Source organism: Tychonema sp. LEGE 07196 (assembly GCF_963890365.1).
GTDB lineage: Bacteria > Cyanobacteriota > Cyanobacteriia > Cyanobacteriales > Microcoleaceae > Microcoleus.
Window position 1 is genome coordinate 51283 of record NZ_CAWPRX010000085.1, and the last position, 22104, is coordinate 73386.

At 46.8% G+C, this 22104-nt stretch carries 17 protein-coding genes; 5 read left to right on the forward strand and 12 right to left on the reverse strand.

All coding sequences use genetic code 11. The features are described from left to right. Window positions 1-22: 22 nt before the first annotated feature. From AACV78_RS10535 to AACV78_RS10575, 9 genes are all read right to left on the reverse strand, one after another. A complete protein-coding gene (locus tag AACV78_RS10535) occupies window positions 23-385 on the reverse strand; it encodes a type II toxin-antitoxin system Phd/YefM family antitoxin (RefSeq protein ID WP_194008513.1) in 363 nt (120 codons plus the stop codon). A 148-nt stretch (window positions 386-533) separates the two neighbouring features. Then, window positions 534-1679, reverse strand: coding sequence for a tetratricopeptide repeat protein (locus AACV78_RS10540; protein WP_194008514.1), 1146 nt, complete (start codon window positions 1677-1679; stop codon window positions 534-536). 128 nt (window positions 1680-1807) lie between these two features. Continuing rightward, a complete protein-coding gene (locus AACV78_RS10545; protein WP_194008515.1) occupies window positions 1808-2410 on the reverse strand; it encodes a Uma2 family endonuclease in 603 nt (200 codons plus the stop codon). A 143-nt stretch (window positions 2411-2553) separates the two neighbouring features. Beyond that, complete coding sequence (locus tag AACV78_RS10550; RefSeq protein WP_194008530.1) at window positions 2554-3072, reverse strand: Ycf51 family protein; 519 nt, start codon at window positions 3070-3072, stop codon at window positions 2554-2556. A 263-nt stretch (window positions 3073-3335) separates the two neighbouring features. After that, window positions 3336-4394 carry an adenylate/guanylate cyclase domain-containing protein gene (locus AACV78_RS10555; RefSeq protein WP_194008516.1) on the reverse strand — a complete coding sequence of 353 codons (1059 nt, stop codon included), beginning with the start codon at window positions 4392-4394 and terminating at the stop codon, window positions 3336-3338. Continuing rightward, window positions 4391-4765 carry a response regulator gene (locus tag AACV78_RS10560; protein WP_194008517.1) on the reverse strand — a complete coding sequence of 125 codons (375 nt, stop codon included), beginning with the start codon at window positions 4763-4765 and terminating at the stop codon, window positions 4391-4393. The genes AACV78_RS10555 and AACV78_RS10560 overlap by 4 nt, the downstream gene beginning before the upstream one ends. Continuing rightward, window positions 4758-8429 carry a response regulator gene (locus AACV78_RS10565; protein WP_194008518.1) on the reverse strand — a complete coding sequence of 1224 codons (3672 nt, stop codon included), beginning with the start codon at window positions 8427-8429 and terminating at the stop codon, window positions 4758-4760. Before AACV78_RS10565 ends, AACV78_RS10560 begins: the two co-directional genes overlap by 8 nt. Before the next feature lie 719 nt (window positions 8430-9148). Continuing rightward, window positions 9149-11662: an MASE1 domain-containing protein gene (locus tag AACV78_RS10570; RefSeq protein ID WP_194008519.1), complete on the reverse strand. Its 2514-nt coding sequence runs from the start codon at window positions 11660-11662 to the stop codon at window positions 9149-9151. A 574-nt stretch (window positions 11663-12236) separates the two neighbouring features. Further along, entirely contained in the window at window positions 12237-13553 is a 1317-nt protein-coding gene (locus tag AACV78_RS10575; protein WP_194008520.1) for an ABC transporter substrate-binding protein, read from the reverse strand. Window positions 13554-13801: 248 nt separating this feature from the next. On the opposite strand from AACV78_RS10575, the gene AACV78_RS10580 reads away from it, so the two are divergent. Genes AACV78_RS10580 through fmt form a run of 3 tightly spaced genes read left to right on the forward strand, consistent with a single transcriptional unit; the run spans window position 13802 to window position 15380 of the window. Beyond that, window positions 13802-14164 (forward strand): Uma2 family endonuclease, encoded by a 363-nt coding sequence (locus AACV78_RS10580; RefSeq protein ID WP_339383569.1) that lies wholly within the window; start codon window positions 13802-13804, stop codon window positions 14162-14164. A 6-nt stretch (window positions 14165-14170) separates the two neighbouring features. Then, on the forward strand, window positions 14171-14332 hold the full coding sequence (locus AACV78_RS10585; RefSeq protein WP_339383571.1) for a hypothetical protein: 162 nt from the start codon (window positions 14171-14173) through the stop codon (window positions 14330-14332). A 37-nt stretch (window positions 14333-14369) separates the two neighbouring features. Next, complete coding sequence (fmt, locus tag AACV78_RS10590) at window positions 14370-15380, forward strand: methionyl-tRNA formyltransferase (RefSeq protein ID WP_194008521.1); 1011 nt, start codon at window positions 14370-14372, stop codon at window positions 15378-15380. Between the two features lie 324 nt (window positions 15381-15704). Here the strand turns inward: fmt and sbcD are convergent, their stop codons facing one another. The 3 genes from sbcD to AACV78_RS10605 form a co-directional block, all read right to left on the reverse strand. After that, a complete protein-coding gene (gene sbcD, locus AACV78_RS10595) occupies window positions 15705-16958 on the reverse strand; it encodes an exonuclease subunit SbcD (RefSeq protein ID WP_194008522.1) in 1254 nt (417 codons plus the stop codon). Between the two features lie 66 nt (window positions 16959-17024). Continuing rightward, on the reverse strand, window positions 17025-17669 hold the full coding sequence (locus tag AACV78_RS10600) for an SMI1/KNR4 family protein (RefSeq protein ID WP_194008523.1): 645 nt from the start codon (window positions 17667-17669) through the stop codon (window positions 17025-17027). 509 nt (window positions 17670-18178) lie between these two features. Beyond that, complete coding sequence (locus AACV78_RS10605) at window positions 18179-19513, reverse strand: ATP-dependent DNA ligase (protein WP_228042160.1); 1335 nt, start codon at window positions 19511-19513, stop codon at window positions 18179-18181. A gap of 295 nt (window positions 19514-19808) precedes the next feature. Here AACV78_RS10605 and AACV78_RS10610 point away from each other — a divergent pair, with 295 nt between their 5' ends. Both AACV78_RS10610 and AACV78_RS10615 read left to right on the forward strand, forming a co-directional pair. Then, window positions 19809-20114: a glutaredoxin family protein gene (locus AACV78_RS10610; protein WP_194008532.1), complete on the forward strand. Its 306-nt coding sequence runs from the start codon at window positions 19809-19811 to the stop codon at window positions 20112-20114. Between the two features lie 325 nt (window positions 20115-20439). Continuing rightward, window positions 20440-21957, forward strand: a complete 1518-nt coding sequence (locus AACV78_RS10615) for a UDP-N-acetylmuramoyl-L-alanyl-D-glutamate--2,6-diaminopimelate ligase (protein ID WP_194074286.1) — start codon at window positions 20440-20442, stop codon at window positions 21955-21957. Window positions 21958-22104: the final 147 nt, after the last annotated feature.

Consider the following 22104-nt stretch of genomic DNA (forward strand, 5'->3'; position numbering starts at 1 on the left):
TATCACAAACCTCACCCAAGATTTAAATGTCTTCTTCAGGGTCGAGAATCGAACCAAAATTAGGCTCTATCGCTACTGTTTTAATCCATTCTGAGTCGTGGAAGGGCAAGCCATCAGCTAAAGTGTAGATATCTTCCGCTGAGTCTCTCAGAGAATCAAAGGCTGGATTTGCGATCGCAGCTTTTAGCCATTCATATTCTTGTAGTTTTGCTTTGTCAATTAGAGCGGCTTCTAGTGCTTCCAGTCGCTTCAGGTCTGCATAAGTAATAATAGCAGCGATCGCCCTTCCTTCCTGTTCTATGACGATTCGTGCTCCAGTATTCTCGACATGGGCGATGAGTTCGGGAAATCTGTCATTGGTTACGGTTACATTTAGTTGAGTCATCTTTTACCTCGCTACTCATTCTTCTATCATATCGTGTCCGCTAGCTTCGGTTGAAGAGTATTTGTGATGCTGTAAGGGCGGGTTTTACCAACAATAATTGCCTCAAACTGACAATCTCACAAACCGCCCCCGCTTGGGCGGCAAATCCCTATTCTTGAATCAAGGCTTGAAACTGAGGGTGCGATCGAATGCTGTCAAAATCCGAGTCAGTTTTTGCCATTTCTCGGTATTTGTCAGGATTCAGATTGATGGCTTGCTGCAAATTCTGAATTGCTGGGTCAATTTGACTGTGTAACGCATAGCAGCAAGCTTTATTATAAAATGCTGCGTCATCATCTGGTGTGATTTCTAAGGCTTTTTCGTAGGAGGCTATAGCCTCTTCTAATCTTCCTAAATCATACAGAAAAACGCCCCGATTATACCAGGAATAGTCATCATTTAGTTTGATTTCTAAGGCTTTATCATAGGAGGCAATCGCATCTTCAAGTCTACCTAAATTACCCAGTGCAATGCCCCGATCGTACCAGAGTTTGTCTTTGTCTGGTTTGATTTTTAAGGCTTTGTCGTAGGAAGCGATTTCTTCTTCAAATCTTCCTAACTTACCTAATGCAATGCCCCGATTGTACCAGGCTTTATCATCATCAGGTTTGATTTCTAAGGCTTTATCACAGCAGGCTATTGCTTCTTCCAATCTTCCTAAATCATTTAGTGAATTGCCCCGATTACTCCAGGTTTGGTAATCATCTGGTTTGAATTCTAAGGCTTTGTCGTAGGAGGCAATCGCATCTTCAACTAAACCTATATTATCCAGTGCAATGCCTCGATTGTACCAAACTTCGTCATCATCTGGCTTGAATTCTAAGGCTTTGTCGTAGGAGGCGATCGCTGCTTTTAATCTTCCTAAATCGGTTAGTGCATTGCCCCGATTATTCCAGGCTTCTTGATAGTCTGGTTTTAATTCTAAAGCTTTGTCATAAGATGCGATCGCATCTTCAAACCTTTCTAAATCATTCAGTACATTGCCCTTATAGTACCAGGCTTCGTGTTTATCTGGTTTGATTTCTAAGGCTTTGTCGTAGGAGGCTATCGCCTTTGTATATTCTTCAGCATAGCCGTACAATAAAGCTTGTTCAAAAAACAATTCAGCTTTTTGTTCTGGTGTTTGCCCTTCCTCATCAATTAAAGCTTGAATTCCGATCGATTCCCGTTTCAGTTCTTCCGGGGTTAAAGCTAGATAATCTTTTTTATCTAGTCTCTCCCAACAAGCTTCGCTTTGTTCAATTTTTTTAGTCATAATTGGATATTTGTTTGTAAATATTAAAGTAATTTTTGTCGACCATCTTAGTCTATTATAGAGAAACTTCTTTTGAAAAAAAGCGATTTCACTCGCCTAATATTCTAGAGGATAACGAACTAACAAAACTAAGCTAACAATACCCGACCGGCATTCAAAACTAATTCTGGAAAAGTGGGCGAAACAATTTGTTCGTTATCTCTAAACTGAGTGCGCTGATATTTGCCTTCAGCATTTAGCGAAAACACAAATACCGTCGGAATTTTCGGGTTTCCCAAATACTCTCTTTTGCCAATGGCTAAATAATCAATAATCCAGTATTCAGCAATGCCCAAGCGTTCGTATTCATCTAGCTTGTCAACATAATCATCTTCCCAATTAGTTGATACTACCTCCACAGCTAACTGAATCGGCGATTCGAGTGCGGTATAGGATTTGCGTTCGGCACGCCACAAAGTGCGATCGATGACGCTGACATCAGGAACTCTTCCTTGCTCTATACCTTCTTTTGTGGTAGTTTTAATCGTGATACCTCGCTTGACTACATAGTTGAGTTTCAGCCGATCGCACTCTTGATAAAACTGTCTGTCTGCAAATTCAGCAACGTCATCGTGATTTCTGGTAGTTGCCATTTTGACAATCTCTCCGTTCACCAATTCATAAACACCATCTTCCGGGCAAATTGTAATAAATTCGTTAAATTTTAATTTTTGTTTGGTGATTGCAATCATTTTTTTAAATTATCCCTAAAATTGGAGGCAGAGCCTCTGGATCTGCGTTACCAGGCAGAGCCTGGTAACAAGTAGTTTCTTAGTCTCGCGTTGCGCGGACTTTGTTTGTTTAGACGCGATTTCAATCGCCGAATAATTGATTTTTAGGCTTGATACTTTTTCAGAATAGCAACTTTTTCGGGGTAGATGTCGATCGCCATTTTCTCATCATACCTAGTCGCTAGCGATCGCCTCACCTCGCCCAAAAACAGCGGCTGCGACAGCCCCGGCTCTGGATGTACGATCGTCCGAACGCGGATAGTCATGTAGTCTCTTCCGCGTCCAGAACGCCCTGGAGAGTACAAATCCGCCGCCGCTTGCTGCATCGTTGCTTCTAACTCCGATTCAGTAATCGAAGGCGGCACCGTAACAACTGTTTGAGCGCCGCCAGTGTCGTAAACTAAAGAATAGCGCACCGCGCCGGGAATTTCCGTGCGCGCAAACAGTCCCAAACCAAGACCAAATATACTCGCCGCAATTACGGCCATAAAGCTAGTTACTCCTACCAACCGGAAGCGAAAACCCCATTTGAATATAAATGCTACGATCGTTAAAACAAACAAAGCCGCTGTCAGAATTCCTGCCCATTGGGCATACATTAATAGGTTAGAATTTACGTTCATTTGAGAATTATGTAATTGTTGACTGTTGACTGTTGACTGTTGACTGTTGACTGTTAGCATTAGTTATTAGTAGTCACTAACAACTAACAACTAAAACGGGACAAATAACAACCTACAAATAATATCAAATCCGGTAGCATCCTCGTGTATTCATCTCTATATTCTCTCTCTGTGTCCTCTGCGCTCTCTGCGGTTAAAACATTCTTCAACCAATAACGACTTCACAAACAACCAATGACCAATGACCAAAGACCAATGACTAATTAAGCCTTTCGGCCCACAAGCAAATAAGTCATCATATCGCCTTTACCCTTCACTGGAATCACACCGCGCTCTTGGAAAACGTACTTGTCCTGCAGGCGTTCGTAGGTAGCAACTGTCACCTGAATGCCGCCCGGTACGCCTTGAGATTCCATCCGCGAAGCCGTATTTACCGTGTCTCCCCACAAATCATAAGTAAATTTTTTAGTACCGATTACCCCAGCTTCCACCGGGCCCGTGTTGATGCCGATGCGGATGCTGAGCGGTTGACCACCCTTGGCGTGCATCTTAGCGATTGCTGTTTGAATATCGATCGCCATTTCGGCAATGCTTTCGGCGTGGTTGTCGCTCGGTTTAGGCAAACCGCCAACCACCATATAAGCATCCCCGATCGTCTTAATTTTCTCAAGCCCGTAGCGATCGGCCAACTCGTCAAAAGCTGAAAAAATCTCGTTGAGCAACTCTACCAACTGGGCCGGCGACAAATGAGCCGAAAGCTTCGTAAAACCGACCAAATCGGCAAACATGACCGTTACCTCAGCGAAACTGTCGGCGATCGTGCTTTCCCCTTCTTTGAGGCGCTGGGCGATCGGAGCTGGTAAAATATTTAACAGCAAACGTTCCGACTTTTCCTTTTCCTGTGCCAACTCCCGCAAATAAGTTTGCTCCTTATCGCGCAGCCGCTTCTTTTCCAGACAAGCACTAATCCGAGCCTTGAGCAATACCGGATTGAAAGGTTTAGAAAGATAATCCTCCGCCCCCAACTCAATACAGCGCACAATACTGTCGATATCGTCCACCGCCGAAATCATAATCACCGGGATGTGGCGCAAATTCTCGTCAGCCTTGAGATTTTCCAGCACCTGATAGCCGTTCATTTGCGGCATCATAATGTCTAGCAAAACTAAATCAAAAGGCTCGCTACGCATCATTTCCAGAGCTTGGAGACCATCCTCAGCAACAGTCACTGCGTGGCCTTGACGCTGAAGTCGGCGAGCCAGCAAATCGCGGTTCACCTCATTGTCGTCAACAACCAGTACATTGCCCTCATCACCTTTCATTTCATGGCCTCTTTCAGAAGCATTTCAATCTTGCTCAAGAGTCGGGGAAACTCGACTGGCTTGGTGTCGTAGTCGTCGCAGCCGGCCGCGAGACACTTTTCACGATCGCCCGCCATGGCGTGAGCCGTCAGCGCAATCACCGGAATTGTCTTAGTTTCTGGGGCCGCCTTAATTTGCTGGGTTGCTTGCCACCCGTCGAGCACTGGCAGACTCATATCCATTAGAATCAAATCCGGTACTTTCGCCATCGCCATCGACACTCCCTCGGCACCGTCCACAGCAATAAAGACCTCGTGTCCCTTGCGGGCCAGACGCCTAGAAAGCATATCTCTATTCATTTCGTTGTCTTCGACCAACAGGATTTTAGCCATTGGTGTTCTCCTTGCCTTTCGAGTCGTACCTGCGATCGAGCCTTTCATTTACTATAGAGCGAACATCGCGCAGCAAAGTATCGCAACTGTAGACTCCCTTTTGTAAAACCCGATCGACATAGCCGTTTAGCTGCTCCCTTTCGGCGGTAGTCAGGTCTTTAGCAGTAATAACGACGATCGGTATAGGATCTTCAGAATGCGACTTGCGAAGTTCGGCGATCAACTCAAAACCATCCATTTCTGGCAGCATCAAATCCAGCAAAATCAGGTGCGGGCGAGCAAGTTCTAGCTGTTCGAGAGCCGCCTGTCCGCTGTCAGCTTCCGCCACTGCCCAACCTTGTTTTTCTAGTATGCGCCGCAGTATGTTGCGAGTGGCACCGTCATCTTCCACAATCAATATTTGACAGGGCAAACTTTTAGCCACAACGCCGTCTCGATCGCGTCGGTACTTATTCAACAAAGCAGCCAGCCGTTTGCCGTCCACCGGTTTGGTGAGGTAGTCCGAAGCGCCCAACGCAAAGCCGAGGCTTTTGTTGCCCACAAAGGATAGCAGGATTACGGGAATCTCGGCAAGCTCTGGATCTGCCTTCAGCGCCGAAAGCACCGCCCAGCCGTCCATTCCCGGCATCATCACATCAAGGGTAATCGCATCGGGCCGCAGTTTCTCGGCCAGCCTGAGAGCTTCCTCGCCACCGCCGGCGACTTCTATGTGCAGTCCTTGGCGGGCCAGGGCGCGCTGGATCAAATCCTGGGAGATGGGGTCATCGTCAACTACCAGCACCGTGCCGACAGCGGGTGCGTCCTCCGTTCTCGTGCTGTCGCGGGTTGGGCTGGGAACGGACGGCTGTTGGATGGCGCTGGGCAAAAGTACGGTGAAAGTGGTGCCTGCGCCCAAGGTGCTGCAGGCCTCAATGCTGCCGCCCATCATCTGACAGAAGCGCTGGCTGATAGCTAGCCCCAAACCCGTGCCGCCATACTTGCGGGTAGTTGAGGCATCTGCTTGGGTGAAAGGTTGGAAAACTCGCTGCAATTGGTCTGTTGTCATGCCGATGCCGGTGTCGGTGACGCGGAAACTGATAAATTCGGAGTTGGCAATTAAAATTTGCGAAGATTCCTCTTGATTTTGCATTCTTAATTGTTCATTTTTAATGCTTTCGACTGCGATCGCAATTTTCCCATTTTTAGTAAACTTGGCAGCGTTGCTCAGCAGGTTCAGCAGCACCTGCCGGACTTTGGTCATGTCGGCGTGCATCGTGTGGAGATTGTCCCGACAGTAAACTTCTAGGATGTTGCCATTTTTCTCGATTAGCGGTTTGGCCGTGGCGACAGCGCTTTCAATTAAGGTATGGATGTCGAAGGTTTCTAAGTAGAGATCCATTCGACCTGCTTCTATTTTAGATATATCTAGGATGTCGTCGATCAGGGAAAGCAGGTGTTTGCCGGCGCTGCGGATTTTTTCGAGATCAGAGACGGATTCGCCGGCACCCAATTCTTCGGCTTCTTCCTTGAGCATTTCGCTGTAGCCGATGATGGCATTGAGGGGCGTTCGCAGTTCGTGGCTCATGTTAGCGAGAAATGTGCTTTTTGCCCGGTTTGCCGATTCTGCTGCTTCTAGGGCCGACTGCATGGCGGATTCTGCCTGTTTGCGATCGGTAATGTCTTCGACTGTGCCTTCGTAGTACAAAACCCGGCCGCTTTCGTCGCAGATGCTGCGGGCGTTTTCCGAAATCCAGATTGTGGTGCCGTCTCGGCGGTATATTTGGGATTCAAATTTTGAGACTTGGCGGCCGGAGTTCAATTGCGCCAGAAATTCGGCGCGCTGGTTGGGGTTTAGGTAAATGTGGCGGTTGAGGTTTGCGAGTTCGGCTAACATTTGCTCAACTGTTTCGTAGCCGTAAATCTCGGCTAGTGCGGGGTTGGCCTTGAGGAATCGCCCCTGGGGGGTGGTTTGAAATATGCCTTCGACTGCGTTTTCAAAGATGCTGCGGTAGCTTGATTTCTCTTGCTGCAAGGCTAGTTCTGCCCGCTGTCGTTCTAGGGCATTGGCGAGCATTTCCCCTACCATTTTTAGAGGAGTTAATATTTCGGTCGATCGACCTGTTGCGAGTTGGAAGCTCTCGAATCCGAGAAATCCTATTAGGTTTTCACTACAAGTTAGGGGAATAATTATCAGCGATTGTAGATTGTTTTGAGGTGTATTTAATTGTGTTTCTGGGGAATGTGCGATCGCATTTGTTGAGGAATTTGCTACTTTTTCGGTGGTTTGGGATGGGAACTCGGTCAGGATTTCTGGTAAATTCTTGCCTTGAAAATAGGCAATTTCCGTTTGTACGGGGGGAGGGAGTCCGTCGATTTCTGTGATGTGGAGGTTTTCGGCGCGATCGAGCTTTTCGGCAATCCAAGGAATTCTGGCGATGTCTATTTGTTGGCGGCTGCTGTCTTCTTCTATTTCCAAAATACCGTCGCTACACCATTCGTAGGTTTTTTCGGCGCTGGTTTTGTCTGCTGATAACAGGTAGATGTAACTGCGGTCAAATCCGGTGAAGGTGGCGATTGCTTCCAAAGTGCGATCGATAAATTTGCCTGTTTCCGAGCTTGACTGGCTGATGAAATTGATTGACAAACTCGCAATCAACTGATTTAATTCTACTCGATGCTGCAAAGCGCGTTCTACTTTTTGGCGATCGGTAACGTCTCGAAAGCTCCAGACTCTGCCGGCTGTGTTGGCTCCGACTTTTGAGGGTAGCGAATTTAATTCGAGGATTTTTCCGTCTTTAAGTTCTAATAATTGGCTGATTTGAGCCTCTGGATTTGCCGACACTTCTATGAGGTTTTGAAGAATATTTGGGGATTTTTTTAATTGGCGTGCTGCGAAGGTAAACCATGTTGCGACAGAGCTTTTGACCTTGCCTTGCGCCGACTGGCTCAACTTTTCTGCTGCTTGAGACAAGCCCCACATTTCAATAATTTTATGACTAAAATTGCATATATTGCCGTTGCTGTCAACGGCCAGAATTCCGGCATCTGTAGATTCTATAACTGCTTGCAGCATCAAGAGCGATCGCTTGTGTTCTGTAAGGTCAAAAAACACCAATACTGATATTTCGCTCCCGTCTATTGCTGGATTGAAAAAATAGGAAACTGGTAATTTTTTGCCGTCGCTGCACAGAAATTCGTCGTCCCAATTGCTGCAAGGTTGACGGTGGGCGATCGCCTGTTGTAAAGATAGTGTAGGTGCGATCGGTTCATGTTCGCTTTTGCTTGCTGACTGTTTCCCGGTCATCAAAACTTGGGATTTTTGGCCTTTGTTTTGGTTGCTGTTGATGCGAGACAGCAGGGAAACACGTCTAAGTTCTGACTCCCGCCACCCCAGCAAGCGTTCGGCTTCGGGATTCCAGGAGAGGACAAACCCGTTTCGATCGAGGATACACAATCCCGCCCCCAAACTGTTGAAAGTCGATCGCAGCCGATCGAATTCTGAAGCTGTCGGAGAATCTGGGATGGACTGGGGCGCATCCTGCAAAGCCACCTGTTTTTGCTGACTCTGAGTTTCGTCATAGCTACAACTTACCTGTTCTAAAAATAGCTGCCACTGCTGTGCGTTGGGAGGGGACTCGCCGGCTAAACCGAGCTGTTCGAGTTGGCGCTGGAGGTGGGGATGCATAATTTCTGGCGCTTGGTAGCAATTTGTTCTAGTATATCTTTTTAATTAATAGTATTTATAGGCAGCAAGACAATTAGTGAAGCGATGGCGATCGCACAAAATCGGATGTTTGAGCGAGAAGGCGACTGGTGGTCTCTAATATCCCCATTTCTTTAAACTGCGCTACTGATATTTTAATAGGCGATTGTTAAGCCCGATCGCCCTGGTACTCTCCGATCTCTTGGGATGGCAGAAAAACAATTCATTTTCCGTCCCCCTGCGCGATCGGGTGATGTGAGGGGATTCTCCGGGACATAAAAATGTTAATCCAAGCATAGGGACTTATATTAATAATAAAAACAAGAAGGAAACAGTAGGAAAGAGGAAAAAATTAGATCGCGTTCGGTCGAGTGAACGCAATAATAATACCATTTCTCTAAAATCATGCAATACTCTTTGACCCCCCCTAGCCCCCCCGATGCTTTGGGGGGGGACAAGAATACTGTTGTATTATTTTTTGAAATTGGTATAACTAAGCTTTGTATCTAGCGGTTATCAAGCATTGTGAGGATAGCCCTATGCCGTAGGCCCGGCGCGGGCCGGCGCGGGCCTATGCCAAATAGTACCTCATATGAAAGATCGAAAGTCTCTAGCAGTTATATCAAATTTTTAGAGTTTTTTTTTAGCGGCAAACGAAATAATCGATAAATAGCAGAAAAAAATCATCTTGACAAAAGACTCTATTTATCATAATTTTCGAGGGATAACGAAGTTTCGTTTATAATAGCTGGCAGCCGAATTGTAAAAGTAGAACCTTTCTCTAACTCGCTGCAGGCACTAATGTCTCCGCCCATCATTTCGCAGAATTTCTGAGTAATCGTCAAACCTAAACCAGTGCCGCCGTACCTCTTAGTAGTTGAAGAATCGGCTTGGGTGAAAGGATCGAAGATTTTGGCTAACTGTTCGGAATTCATGCCAATGCCGGTATCTTTGACTGTAAAAACGATCCAATCTTGAGAGGAAGACAATAGAGACGAGCTATTTTCAGTTTTGTCTCCTCTATAGGCTGCAAGTTTTTTGCGTCTCTTGGCAGCTTCGGCAGGGGTTTCGGGGGAGCGGATAACGGCTAAGGTAATTGTGCCGGAGCAAGTAAATTTTGAGGCGTTGCTGAGCAGGTTGAGCAGGGATTGCCGCAGTTTTGTTAAGTCGCTCTGCATGGAGCCAATATTTTCAGGGCATTGTATTTCTAAGATATTACTATTTTTGTCGGCCATCGGGGCGATCGTGGCGATCGCTTCCTTAACTAGATTTAAAATGCTGAAAGTTTCGAGGTGTAAGTCGGTGCGGCCTGCTTCAATTTTAGAGAAGTCCAGAATATCTTTGATCAGCGCTAGCAAGTGCTGGCCGGCGGTGTTAATTTTCTGGAGGTCGTCGATGAACTCTTCGTCTACAGGAATCTCTCGGGCATCTTCTTGCAGGAGCTCGCTGTAGCCGATGATAGCGTTGAGGGGTGTACGCAATTCGTGGCTCATGTTGGCGAGAAAGATGCTTTTCGATTGATTTGCGGCTTCGGCGGCTTCTTTTCCCCGGCGGAATTCTTCGGAACGCAAGCGTTCGGTGATGTCGCTGGTCATGATTAAAACGCACTGAGTGCTGCCGAGGTCGATGAGTTCCGCTGACAGCAGCCAGTCGCGCACTTCCCCGGCTTTGGTGCGAATTTTGATTTCTTGGTTGCCGATCGACTTTTGTGCTTGTAAAATCTTCGTGATGCGATCGTTGTCTTCTGAATTGACCAACATTCCTATGTCGCTGACGGTGCGGCCGATAAGTTCCTGCTGTTCCCAGCCCAAGGATCTCAAAAAGCTTTCGTTGGCATCGAGGAAGCATCCATCTGTGACAGTGCAGATGCTGATGCCGACTGGGGAGGCGTGAAAGGCTTTGGAAAATCTTTCTTCTGAAGAACGCAGGGCTGCTTCGGCGCGCTTTCTGTCTGTGATGTCTTGGACGGTGCTGGTGATGTACAGGGAGTTGACGGCGGCTTGTTCGCAGACTGTGCGTTGGCTGCCGTCGGGGAGCACTATCCTGTAGTCGATGCTGTAGGACTGTTGTTGAAATAACGCCGCTTCGATCGAGCTTTTGACTAATTCTCTGTCTTCGGAGTGCACGTAGGCCAAGAAGGCTTCGAGGCTGGGTTCCAGAGTTCCCGGCACCTCTCCTAGGATGCGGTACATTTCCTCTGACCACCGCAATTGCTGGGTGTTGCGGTGCAAGTCCCAGTTGCCTAGCTGGGCGATGCGTTGGGCGTTGGCGAGGCTGGCTTCGCTGGCGCGGAGGGAGATTTCTGCTTGGCGGCGTTCGGAGACGGTGGCTGCTAAAACTAAGCCTGTGACGGCGATGACGGCGATGAAGGCTTGCAGGGAGAGGAGTGCTTGGGGGATGCTGCTGGAGTGTTTGAGAAAGGGGCCGCTGCCTCGGGCTATGCCCCAGATGGCGAAGCCGCAGAGGAGGAAGTTGGAAATGGCCGTGTAGCGCTGGCCGAATCGAAAGGCTGCCCAAACTACTAGGGGAAATGGTAGGTATTCGAGGGGATAGCGCGCGTAGGCGGCGCGGGTACGGGAGCAGAAGACGAGCCAGCCGACGGCTACTAGCAGCAGCAGCCAAATCGCTCGTTCTATCATCTGTTTGCGATTGATGGGGACTTTGGGCAATTTGTGCCATGTCAGCAGCAGCGGGGCGACGAGCAAAATTCCCATTGCGTCTCCTACCCACCAAGTCCCCCACATCGTGCCAAAATTGCTCCAGCTAGATAGGCCGGTCAAGCAGACGACGATGCTGCCGATGGTGGAGTTGATTAGGGTAGATGCGAAGGCTGAGAGTCCAACTATTCCTAAAACGTCTTTGAGCCGATCGAGTCTGGCGTTAAAGTTCATGCCCTGCAGCAGATAGGTTCCCGTCCACGCTTGCAGGGTTCTGGCGCAGGCAGAGATCGAGGCGACGGCGATGTTGGCCGAGGGTACGCTCATGCTGAACAGGAAGCCTCCGATCGCAATTCCCGGCCACATTTTGGGCCCAAACAGTAGCAGGGCGACTTGGGCAATTCCTGCGGCCGGCCACATGGGGTAGATTTCTGTACTCAGGGTGAGGGTGGAAACTGCCAATTGCGATGTCACATAGTAGATCGAGGCGATCGCGCCTACTGTGAGGAAGTACCGCCAGGAATGTCCTTTGATTGCGTTAAGGAACTTTTTCTGCATTGTCGTTTGGGGAAAAGGTGGACGGTTGTTCGGGTCTCAGTAGGCGGCACGGGATTGGTACTGGGTAGCAAAAATGTTTCTATTAAGTGATGGTAGGTTATGGGTGGTAGGTAAGGAGAGAACCTTTTAAGATAATTTTTTGTGGAGTCGTTGAGGGTGTGGTTTTTTTCGGTGCGGTGTAATTAACATCAAGAGGTGTTGGAAATATCCTTTTTTGCCAATATAAACGCACGGACTAGACTTTTTGCAGATATTTTTTATTAGGTCAATTGCAGGTGTTGGACATATCTAGGCAGATCTACGCAGATTTAATGGAGGAAAGCGATTGAGTGTTGTTGCTCATCTATTAATCAATACGGTTCACTTAACATAATTTATGCCCCGGAGATCCCCCTAAATCCCCCTTAAGAAGGGGGACTTTGAGGGCATTCTGATCCCCCCCTTTTTAAGGGGGGTTAGGGGGGATCGTCTTAAGTAAACCGTATTGATCTATTAATCATAGCGATTCTCAACTAAGTGGAGCGATCGCCAGTTGTTTGACCAATTACTTTTTTCCCAATTATCAATCTGTATTTTACTTGGTCATATCTAAGGTTAGTGTCAAACGCTCTTGAGCTTCTTTGAGAGCGTCTTGGGGGTTTTGGCCCAGAAGGGTTGCTTCTATGGCGCGGCCTGCATTTTCTGACAGGCGGGAGTAACCTGAGATGATGGGGCGAGATCGGGCCGAGTTCATTTGTTCTAAAAATACTCGCAAAACAGGGTTTTTTTCGACAAAGCTTTGATAAGCTTTACTCTGTCTCGATTTTAAGTTAATTGGCAAGTAACCTGTTCCCAAGGCCCAGGCTGTTTGGAATTCTTCGCCGAGCACGTATTCTAAGAATTCTAGGGCAGCTTTCTCGCGTTCTGGGGAGGTTTTCATTAAAAATAGGTTTTCACCCCCAACAACTGCTGCGGGGCGTTTGAGGGCGGGTATGGGCATCACTGCGTAGTCGATCGCGCTTTGCTGCAATTGTGCTAGAGTCCAAGGCCCGGTGATTTGCATCGCAACTTTGCCGGCGATGAAGTTGTCGAGTTCGTAACCGCGTTCGGGTGCTGACAGTATTGCTGAACCTTCTTTTAATAAGTCGCTCCACAATTCTAAGGCCGCCAGAGCACCGGGATTGTCGATTTGCGGTACGGAAGTTTGAGGTGAGGTGGCCAAGAGTTCGCCGCCGGCGCTGAACATGAATGGCAGCCAGGTAAATACTGTCCATTCTCCTTTGCCTAGGGAGAGCACTATGCCGTGTTGGTCTGGGCGGCCGTCTCCGTTGGTGTCCTTGGTGAGCGATCGGGCTACTTGCTTTAATTGCGCCCAATTCTGCGGCACTTGTTCGATTCCTGCTGCTTTAAATAAACTGGGACGGTAAAATATGGCAGCGTTGTTTGTGGCTAGGGGAACCGACCAAGTATGTCCGTCGAGTTCCATTGACTCGAACAATGCCGGATAGATTTCGGCTTTTCGGGGCGATTTGTCCAGCCATTCTTCTAAGGGTTGAATTGCGTTTAGTTCGGCTAATTTTCCGCCAATTGTGGGCACATTCCACAGCAAATCCGGCGGTGCATTTCCTACTATTGCTGTGAGAATTTTTGGCATTTGTTGGTCTGGCTGTCCGATGTAAATTGGTTTTACTTGGATGTGATGATGTGTTTGGTTGAATTTGTCCGTGAGGGTTTGAAATACGTCGCGATTAGGTGGGGGATTGATGCCGTGCCACAGTGTTAGTTCGATTGTGTCGCTGTTTTTTGAAGTGTTTTGACAGCCGCTTAATATTAGTAAATTTAAGGCAAGCAAAACGCAGAAAATTAGTTTGAATTCGATTTTAATTGTTTTGAATATTTTGGATAAAATCATTTTTTAGTTGCCTTCAGGGAGGAAGAGTTTTTTTAACCGCAGGTGGACGCGGATGGTTAGAGGTTGGTGAAACTGGTTGAATTTAAGAAGTCTGGGAGGAGTTGATGTGTCTCTCCTTCGGAAGTATTTTGGAACACAACGCTGAAATCTCCGGTTCCTAGTCTATCTTGTTGTCAGGTGCGATCGCAATTTTGCTAAATATGATAATTCCTAGTGTAGAACAGTTAAATTTAACTTGGGAAGAATAGATGCAAAATCCTCCTGACGGGACGGAGTGGGCAGACGGTAAAGTTATAGTCAAACATCCTGTAGAATTTGTCAATGGAAAAGTAGTGGGGAAACGGGGAATGACTGCAAAAAATCGCCGCATTCAAGCTAGATTAGTACGATATTGGGGTATTTACATGGACTCAAGCGCCCAAGGGGGCGAGGTTTATGTGGAAGTTACTTGTCAAACTCTGAAAAAAGGGCAAATACCTGATGTATCTTATATTAATCCTGAACTTTTGGCGCAAGTTGGGGAGTTTTCAGTTTTGCCCCAGAGTTTTCCGCTGCTAGCTGAGATTGTTTCGCCTAGGGATTTTGCTGATGATGTTTTTGCCAAGGCGTAGGAGTATTTGGAGTCTGGTTATCTGGAAGTTTGGCTGCTGTTTCCTAAGAGTAGTTGGGTGTTAGTAACTACTCAAGGTGTGACAGTTTTATTGAAGCCCGGTGAGGGGGCGAGAACTCAGGTTATGTGGCCAGGTTTTAATGTGGCGGTGGATGAGTTGATGGCGTAGTTTTCTTGGTATTATTATAAAAACTAACTAAAAATCTATGAAAATTGTTTTTTTTGGTACTCCCGACTTTGCAGTTCCTACTTTGTCCAGTCTGCTGAGTCACCCAGAATTTGAGGTGGTGGCTGTGGTGACTCAGCCGGACAAGCGCCGGGGAAGAGGCAATAAATTGATGCCTTCACCTATTAAAGATGTGGCTTTAAATCACAGTCTCCCGGTTTTCGGGCCGCGCCGCATTAAGAAGGATGCGGAAACTATTGCTAAGTTGCGGGAAGCGGAGGCGGATGTTTTTGTGGTGGTGGCTTACGGGCAGATTCTTTCTCAAGAAATACTGGATATTCCTAGTTTGGCTTGCGTTAATGTTCACGGTTCAATTTTGCCGAAGTATCGCGGGGCGGCACCGATTCAGCGCTGTCTTTTTGATGGGGAAAAGACAACGGGTATTACTACTATGCTGATGGATGCTGGGATGGATACTGGGGCGATGTTGTTGAAGAGTTTTGCTGGGATTTCGCTGTTGGATAATGCTGATTCTTTGGGGGATAGGTTGGCGGATGTTGGGGCGGATTTGTTGGTGGAAACTTTGATACTATTGAGGGATGGGAAGGTTGATGCTGTGGTTCAAGATGATGCTGAGGCGACTTATGCGCCGATGATTAAAACGGCGGATTTTGTGCTGGATTGGTCGCAAAGTGCGAGATCCCTTCATAATCAAGTTAGGGGCTTTTTCCCGGATTGTACTACGACTTTTCGCGGTAATTCTTTGAAGGTGATTGCTACTGTGCCACTAGGGCCGGAATATTGGTCGCAATTACCGCCGGAGTTGAGGGTTTTGGAACGCGAATGGCCTGTTTTGGATCAGTTGTCGGGCGTAAATGGGGAGGTTGTCAGGGTTGTGAAGGGCTTGGGGGCGATCGTCCAAACTGGTGATGGTTTGCTATTATTGCGGGAGGTACAGTTGGCGGGGAAAAAGGTGCAGTCTGGGGTGGATTTTGCCAACGGAACTCGGTTGGCGGCGGGCGAGGTTTTTGGGATGGTTGAAGTTAACTAAATGAGTGGTATAGCCTTTTTCAGAAAGATGAGGGCCTAGGGCATTGGGTATATTTCACTTGTTTGAGAACCGCTATATAGAATCGATTTGATATCTATTCTGCGTAAATCTCAGAAACCGGGTTTCTCTCTATATTCCTCGTCACCCAACCCAAAAAATCGTAGAAACCCGGTTTCTCGCCCCTTGCGTAAATCTCAGAAACCAGTTTCTCTCTATATTCCTCGTCACCCAACCCAAAAACTCAAAGATGTCAAATGGGTTCTATAGGAAGAAACCCGGTTTCTGACATTGTGTAATAAGGAAAATTTACCTACCGAATATTACCTAAAATTCGACCAAAACTTCCTCCAAAACCTCCTCTTTCCCGCCCAACAAACCCTGCGCGGCTTCTAACATACTCTCAGAAAAATCTTTCAAATCTTCCCGACTTGCTAAATAAGTTTTCAAAGCTTCTAAAGGTTCTATACTATTATTAGCATTCAATTCTGGCAACCTCGGCCTCGCTAGCTGACTGACTAATTCCGGTTGAATTTTGTAGCTGTGCGCTTCGCTTAAAAGTGCGTGCAATTCAACGTTATCTATTAAGTCTAATTGTTCCGATCGCAATTGGTAAACTAATCTCACCACAGCATCTTGGATTTGCTTCTTCCCAATGGCTTTAACCAAGTCAGCTTGCGGGTTTTCCGATTCAGACACCTTTACCTTAATCGTCAGAAACACTCGCACGGGTAACGCGCAAAATTCCCACTCAGCTTTCCCTCGTTCTAAATTAACTAACACAAAACCTTTGTCTTCTTTCTCTTCGCTAAAATCAACTCGTTCGATGCTTCCGGGATAAATTACGGGCGGATTGTTGGATAAATTCAAATTTTGGTGTTTGTGAACGTGACCGAGGGCTACGTAGTCGAAACAAGGGCGGGTTAGCATGGAAACGGGTATGTTAAAACCTTTACCAACTGCTAAAAAACGTTCCGCGCCCAGACTTGCTTTATCTGCCATTAAGTGTGCTAATAGTACGGTGGGGATTTCGGGGTTGAGACGGCGAATTTCGCCTTCCATTGCGATCGTCAGTTTTTCGGTTAATAATTGGTTAACATCGCCCATAGACAGGCTTTCGGTTTCGGATCGCGTCATTAAGGTCGATCGCGTCAACCAAGGCAGCGTAACCACCTGTACTGGGCCGTTGCGGGTGTGTATGAGGTGAGTTTCCAGGCGATCGCCCACAATAAACTTAGGTATGCCCAAAGTCCGGTAAATCCCTAAACTCGCGCCGCCCTGTCCCTGGGAATGTTGGTCGTGATTTCCTACTAGCAAAACCGTCGGAATTTGCGCGTCAACCAAGCGGCTGAACTGCCGCGCAAAAGCCTCTTTTACAAAGGGTGGCGGCGTTGAATCGGGGAAAGCATCGCCGCCGAATATAACTAAATCTACGGGTTCAGAAATTGCCCTGTCCATACATTTACTCAAGGTAGCGGCGAAGTCTTCCAGCCGCGTATTTAAGCCTGTTTCTGGATTAACGCGGCCGTGGGAAAAGCCACTTCCCATGTGGATGTCTGAAAGGTGAAGAATTTTAATCATTGTTTTCTTTGTGAGTTGTAATTGAGGTTCGTAGTGAGAACTGAAGTCCTCACTTTACCAAGTATTTTATGTATTTATAGGTGCTAATTCGACGCTGTGTCGATTGGGATTGATGCGTTTGTCGATCGCAAAAATTGCCTTTTCTTCCTCCAACCCGATTTCGTGAAACTCTTTAAACAAACATTCTAACTCAATTTTTGCAATAACAGTTTCCAGCCACTTATCAAAGGAATCGCATTCAATGCTTCTCAAAGGCTCGTTTTTGCACTCAAAACTGATAATTTGTCCGGGAGTGCCGTCAAAACAGCCTTTTGTATCCACAACCCGCAGCCACAAATCATCTACTTTCATAAACGGAATCCATGCTTTGTTCCAATATTCTCCGGGCTGCCATTCTTGAAAATTAACTTGACTCTGGGTGTCCCAAAATTTTTTCTCCTTCACAATAGATGCCAAAGATAAAATACTCCTGCCGTGTTCAAAAGGCAACAGCCACTTATTTTCTGAACTCTCATAAGCCGAACCGTTATACCAGCGATAAAAATCATAAAAAGTTTCGGGAAGCGATTGTTGGCAACGATTTTTAAATAAGTCGATTTCCGTTTCGATTGCACCGGAATTTAGCAAATTTTGCGCGTCGGGACAGTAGCGCTTTAAGGTTTGGGCGAAGGTACGAACCAGAGGATTGCGGGGCTGAAAAAGTTGTTTCATACATCATAATATCATGCCGGGGACTTTTTGATAAATTTGGGCGATCGGGCCGCGAAAATCTATACTTGTCAACTCTAATATCAATTCCGTTAGCATCGGAATTCTTCATTTCTCTCTGTGTTCTCTGTGTTCTTTGTGTTCTAGTAAGGTTAAATCATTCCGATGCAACGGTCAACGATATAACTCATCTCCTTGCCCGTAAGTTTGAGAAACCCAATTTTCCTCAGCATTGAGTCGAAAACATTCAATTTGGATTTCAGATTGATTGATAAGGATGTAGAAATTGTTTTTGCTGAAAAACATTGATTCGTCTTATTTTCTTCAGTCTGCGGAGGCAGACTTTGTTTATATAGACGCGGTTTCAACCGCCGTCCTATTTTAACTGATAGAAGAGCACCTGTGGCAAAAACCGGGTTTCTGACCGCAATATTTAGCATCACAACCTATATCTTTCGTTCAGAAACCCGGTTTTTAAGAGCTTCCACACGAAGGGTGCTCTTCTGTCAGTTTTAACAAATTTCCAGAAATCGCGCGTGCCAAAGTTTGCCGCTTTCCGTCAATCCCTGCGATCGCACTTTAATTTTAACTCCCCCAGGGTTAGCCTCGTAGAGTCGGGCAATTTCCTGCATTTCCCCGCTGCTAAAGCCCGTTCCCACTGTTCCTAATGGCACTAATTTGCCCCCAACTTCTTGCGCGACTTCGATCGCGCTAAAGGGCCGCCCCGCAACTTTAGTCGGTGTCAACCCGACAATCAACAACTCGTATTCCTGACAGTATTTAGTCCGCACCATCGAAAACTTTTTAACATCTTTCCCGCCCACATAACAGCAGTTGTGCAAAATCCAAACTTCGCCTTCTCTGTTTTCAGATTCCTGCTGATTTGCTAATAAAAGTTTTTCCGACTCCGTGCGAAATGTCGGTATAATTTCAATTTGTGAAGATAAACTTACCAGCAATTCACCAACAGCAACCCCGGCGGCAATTCGTTCCGATTCTGCCAGCCCAGTCAAGTCTTTGCCGCGGGAAAACAAACATTTGAAAATGGCATAAACTGCGGTTGGCTGAACGGTTGGAAAACCGCTTTCAATATTAACTGTAGCAGCTTGCGCTCCCGTGCGGTGTTCGCTGCCGGTACAGCTTTTGTAATACAGTTCGCCGTCTAAAACAAAGGTGTCAATTTGAGCGGCTGTGTCTGTTAATGCGCGATCGATCGCAATTGATGCTTGTTGTCGCAGGTTAGTCGATCGCGATTGATAGTACACTTTATCTGGCGTCGCCACAACCACAACTCGGTTCCCGTCCCGTTTTGGCTGTCCCCAATAATCGGGATTTTCGATATAATAAGAGCGATCGCTGGGCGCATCAACCGGCTGCATCGTCACAATCCTTCCCGGCTGCAAATTCGCAGGTAATTCGGGAACAATCGGATTGTTTGCAGTCTCTATTTTGGCAGCAGCCTTTGATTTTGCCGCCGGAGTACCATTAGTGGTAGACTTGCTTTGGGTGTTTTCAGCCGGCTTTTCTCCAGTTTCCAACTCAAACGCTCTTTTCCAAAATCCCACCGCCATTTCCGGGTATCCTTCCGACTCCGCACACAGCGCAAAACCAATAACTTTTGCCGTACCGATGCCGCGCCCGTAATCAGCCAAATACTGCACCGCCCCCGCTTCACCCATCAAGTGCAATTCCCGCTGAACAATGCGATTGTTCCAGCGTTCTCGAATATCGGCGCTAATTTTTTTAGCTGCTTTTCGCTTTGCTTCTGCGTATTCGGTGCAGTCCATACTGCCTCCTTTTTGTAGGGCTACTTCATATACTATACTAAAGCTTGATTTATTAGTCAAGGTTAAGTTGATAATTAGGAGGTGTGAATAAATTTAACTCTTTCATTTGTGAACGGGATTTATTTTTTTACCGCAGAGGCGCAGAGGGCACAGAGAAAGAGAAGAAAGAAAACGATAGGCTTGTAGTGGTGTTTTGATTGTCAATGGCGGTAATCTGTTCGCCGCCAATGCTAAGATAACTTCGATCGCACATTGCGAACAATAAAGTCGCGAGTTGTGTCTTGCTCGCGTTGGGTTCGCCAACTTGCGATCGCACGTTCGATAATTTAAGATCGAATTTAATCTTACTCTAATGATGCGATTGATTTTGTACAGCAAGCCCGGATGCCACTTGTGCGAAGGGTTGCAAGAAAAACTAGAACAGATTGAAAGCCTCCAATTTCAACTCGAAGTCCGAGATATTACCCAACGCGACGATTGGTTTGCAGCTTATCAGTACGAAGTTCCAGTTTTGTTTAAAGTGCAGCCCCAGCCAATAAATTCTGCTGTCGAACCTACCTTCTCCCATGAAGAACTGTTACCCCGTCCTTCTCCCCGCTGCAGTGTCGCCCAATTGGAGCAAATGTTACAGAAACATTTGCAAATTGATGCGTCGCAATAATAATAGGATTTACCCAAAAATTCAGGGTTTAATCCTAGTCTCGCGATGCACACCGCGCACAGAATAGCTGTGTGGGGCGTACACCGCCAAGCACTGCAAAGCCGCACCCAGACTGGCTAAAATAATTGCGTAATACCATTTTTTTATGAGGCTGCATAGAATCTGATCCCCCCTAACCCCCCTTAATAAGGGGGGGACAAGATTCTTCTCAAAGTCAACCCCTACTCCCCTTCTTAAGGGGGATTTAGGGGGATCGGGATATATGCAACTTCATATGAAATTGGTATAAGTCATATTCAAGACATCCAAGTGAGGAGTTTTTCAGATGAAATTGAGAGAATTATTAGCAGCACTTCCCGGCATTTCCTTTGACACCCAACATCTGGCCCTCGATGCAGAAGTCAAGGGTTTATCGACTAATTCCCACGCTTGCGGGGCGGGAGATTTGTTTTTAGGAATGCCGGGAACTCGCGTAGATGGGGGAGATTTTTGGCAAAGCGCGATCGCCAGCGGTGCAATTGCCGCCATAATTTCCACTCAAGCAGCCGAGAAAACACCCCCCCAACCCCCCCTTAGCAAGGGGGGGCTAGAAGAGCTTCCCTGCGTCATCGCAGCAGCCGATATGTCTCGAGTTTGCGGTCAAATAGCAACCGCATTTTACGGGAATCCAGCTAACAAATTAAAACTTGTCGGCGTTACCGGTACCAACGGCAAAACTACCACAACTCATTTAATTGAATTTTTGCTCAATGAAATGCAGTTGTCTACCGCGATTTTCGGCACGCTTTACACTCGCTGGCCCGGTTTCCAACAAACTGCACTTTACACCACACCTTTTGCGGTTGACCTGCAAAAACAACTAGCAGAATCTGCCGCCGCTGGATGCAAATACGGCGTGATGGAAGTCAGTTCCCACGCTTTAGCGCAGCAGCGGGTTTTGGGCTGTACTTTTGAAGTTGCTGTATTTACAAACTTGACTCAAGACCATCTCGATTATCACCGGGATATGGAGGATTATTTTGAGGCGAAATCTCTGTTGTTCGGTTCCGATTATCTCAAGAATCGCGCTGTAATTAATATTGACGATGCCTACGGACGGCGAATTGTTGAAAGTTTAAAATCGGAGAAAGTTTGGAGTTACAGCACTACCGACAAAACGGCTGATTTGTATGCTTCAGATTTACAATATCAGCCCGATGGAGTTAAGGGAATGCTGCACACTCCCAAGGGCGAAACTCCTTTTGTTTTGCCTTTAGTCGGTCAGTTCAATTTATCAAATATGTTGGCTGCTGTCGGCGCTGTTTTAGAATTGGGTTTAGATTTGTCCGCAATTGTGGAGAAATTATCTCAGTTTCCGGGAGTACCGGGACGGATGGAACGGGTGCAAATTAGTCCCGACCAAGATATTAGCGTGATTGTCGATTACGCGCACACTCCCGACAGTTTGGAGAACTTGTTGAAGGCTTCGCGGCCGTTTATTCCGGGGCGGATGATTTGCGTGTTTGGTTGCGGTGGCGATCGCGATCGCACGAAACGCCCAATTATGGGTAAAATCGTGGCAGAATTGGCCGATTTAGCCGTTGTTACTTCCGACAATCCGCGTACTGAAAATCCCGATCGCATTTTGGAAGATGTTCTCGCAGGTATCCCCGCCACCGTAAAGCCCGTCGTGATGGGCGATCGCGCGGCAGCTATTCGCACTGCTATTATGGACGCTAAACCCGGAGATGGCGTACTAATTGCCGGAAAAGGACACGAAGATTATCAGATTTTGGGCACCGAAAAAGTCCATTTTGACGATCGAGAACAAGCGCGAGATGCCTTAAAAGCCCGAATGAATTAATTATACAATTTCCTAAAGATATGCTATAGATAAAGTCCTAGCCCCCCGATGCTTTGGGGGGTTGAGGTAATATCTAGCGCTACTTTATGAAATTGATATTAGGTTAACGGTTAACGATTAACGGTTAATCGTTAGCTGCTGGCTAGT

What these genes read in the sequence shown, in the direction of transcription:
- AACV78_RS10535 (WP_194008513.1), bottom strand. Translation starts at nt 385, where the DNA reads ATGACTCAACTAAATGTAACCGTAACCAATGACAGATTTCCCGAACTC.
- AACV78_RS10540 (WP_194008514.1), bottom strand. Translation starts at nt 1,679, where the DNA reads ATGACTAAAAAAATTGAACAAAGCGAAGCTTGTTGGGAGAGACTAGAT.
- AACV78_RS10545 (WP_194008515.1), bottom strand. Translation starts at nt 2,410, where the DNA reads ATGATTGCAATCACCAAACAAAAATTAAAATTTAACGAATTTATTACA.
- AACV78_RS10550 (WP_194008530.1), bottom strand. Translation starts at nt 3,072, where the DNA reads ATGAACGTAAATTCTAACCTATTAATGTATGCCCAATGGGCAGGAATT.
- AACV78_RS10555 (WP_194008516.1), bottom strand. Translation starts at nt 4,394, where the DNA reads ATGAAAGGTGATGAGGGCAATGTACTGGTTGTTGACGACAATGAGGTG.
- AACV78_RS10560 (WP_194008517.1), bottom strand. Translation starts at nt 4,765, where the DNA reads ATGGCTAAAATCCTGTTGGTCGAAGACAACGAAATGAATAGAGATATG.
- AACV78_RS10565 (WP_194008518.1), bottom strand. Translation starts at nt 8,429, where the DNA reads ATGCATCCCCACCTCCAGCGCCAACTCGAACAGCTCGGTTTAGCCGGC.
- AACV78_RS10570 (WP_194008519.1), bottom strand. Translation starts at nt 11,662, where the DNA reads ATGCAGAAAAAGTTCCTTAACGCAATCAAAGGACATTCCTGGCGGTAC.
- AACV78_RS10575 (WP_194008520.1), bottom strand. Translation starts at nt 13,553, where the DNA reads ATGATTTTATCCAAAATATTCAAAACAATTAAAATCGAATTCAAACTA.
- AACV78_RS10580 (WP_339383569.1), top strand. Translation starts at nt 13,802, where the DNA reads ATGCAAAATCCTCCTGACGGGACGGAGTGGGCAGACGGTAAAGTTATA.
- fmt (WP_194008521.1), top strand. Translation starts at nt 14,370, where the DNA reads ATGAAAATTGTTTTTTTTGGTACTCCCGACTTTGCAGTTCCTACTTTG.
- sbcD (WP_194008522.1), bottom strand. Translation starts at nt 16,958, where the DNA reads ATGATTAAAATTCTTCACCTTTCAGACATCCACATGGGAAGTGGCTTT.
- AACV78_RS10600 (WP_194008523.1), bottom strand. Translation starts at nt 17,669, where the DNA reads ATGAAACAACTTTTTCAGCCCCGCAATCCTCTGGTTCGTACCTTCGCC.
- AACV78_RS10610 (WP_194008532.1), top strand. Translation starts at nt 19,809, where the DNA reads ATGCGATTGATTTTGTACAGCAAGCCCGGATGCCACTTGTGCGAAGGG.
- AACV78_RS10615 (WP_194074286.1), top strand. Translation starts at nt 20,440, where the DNA reads ATGAAATTGAGAGAATTATTAGCAGCACTTCCCGGCATTTCCTTTGAC.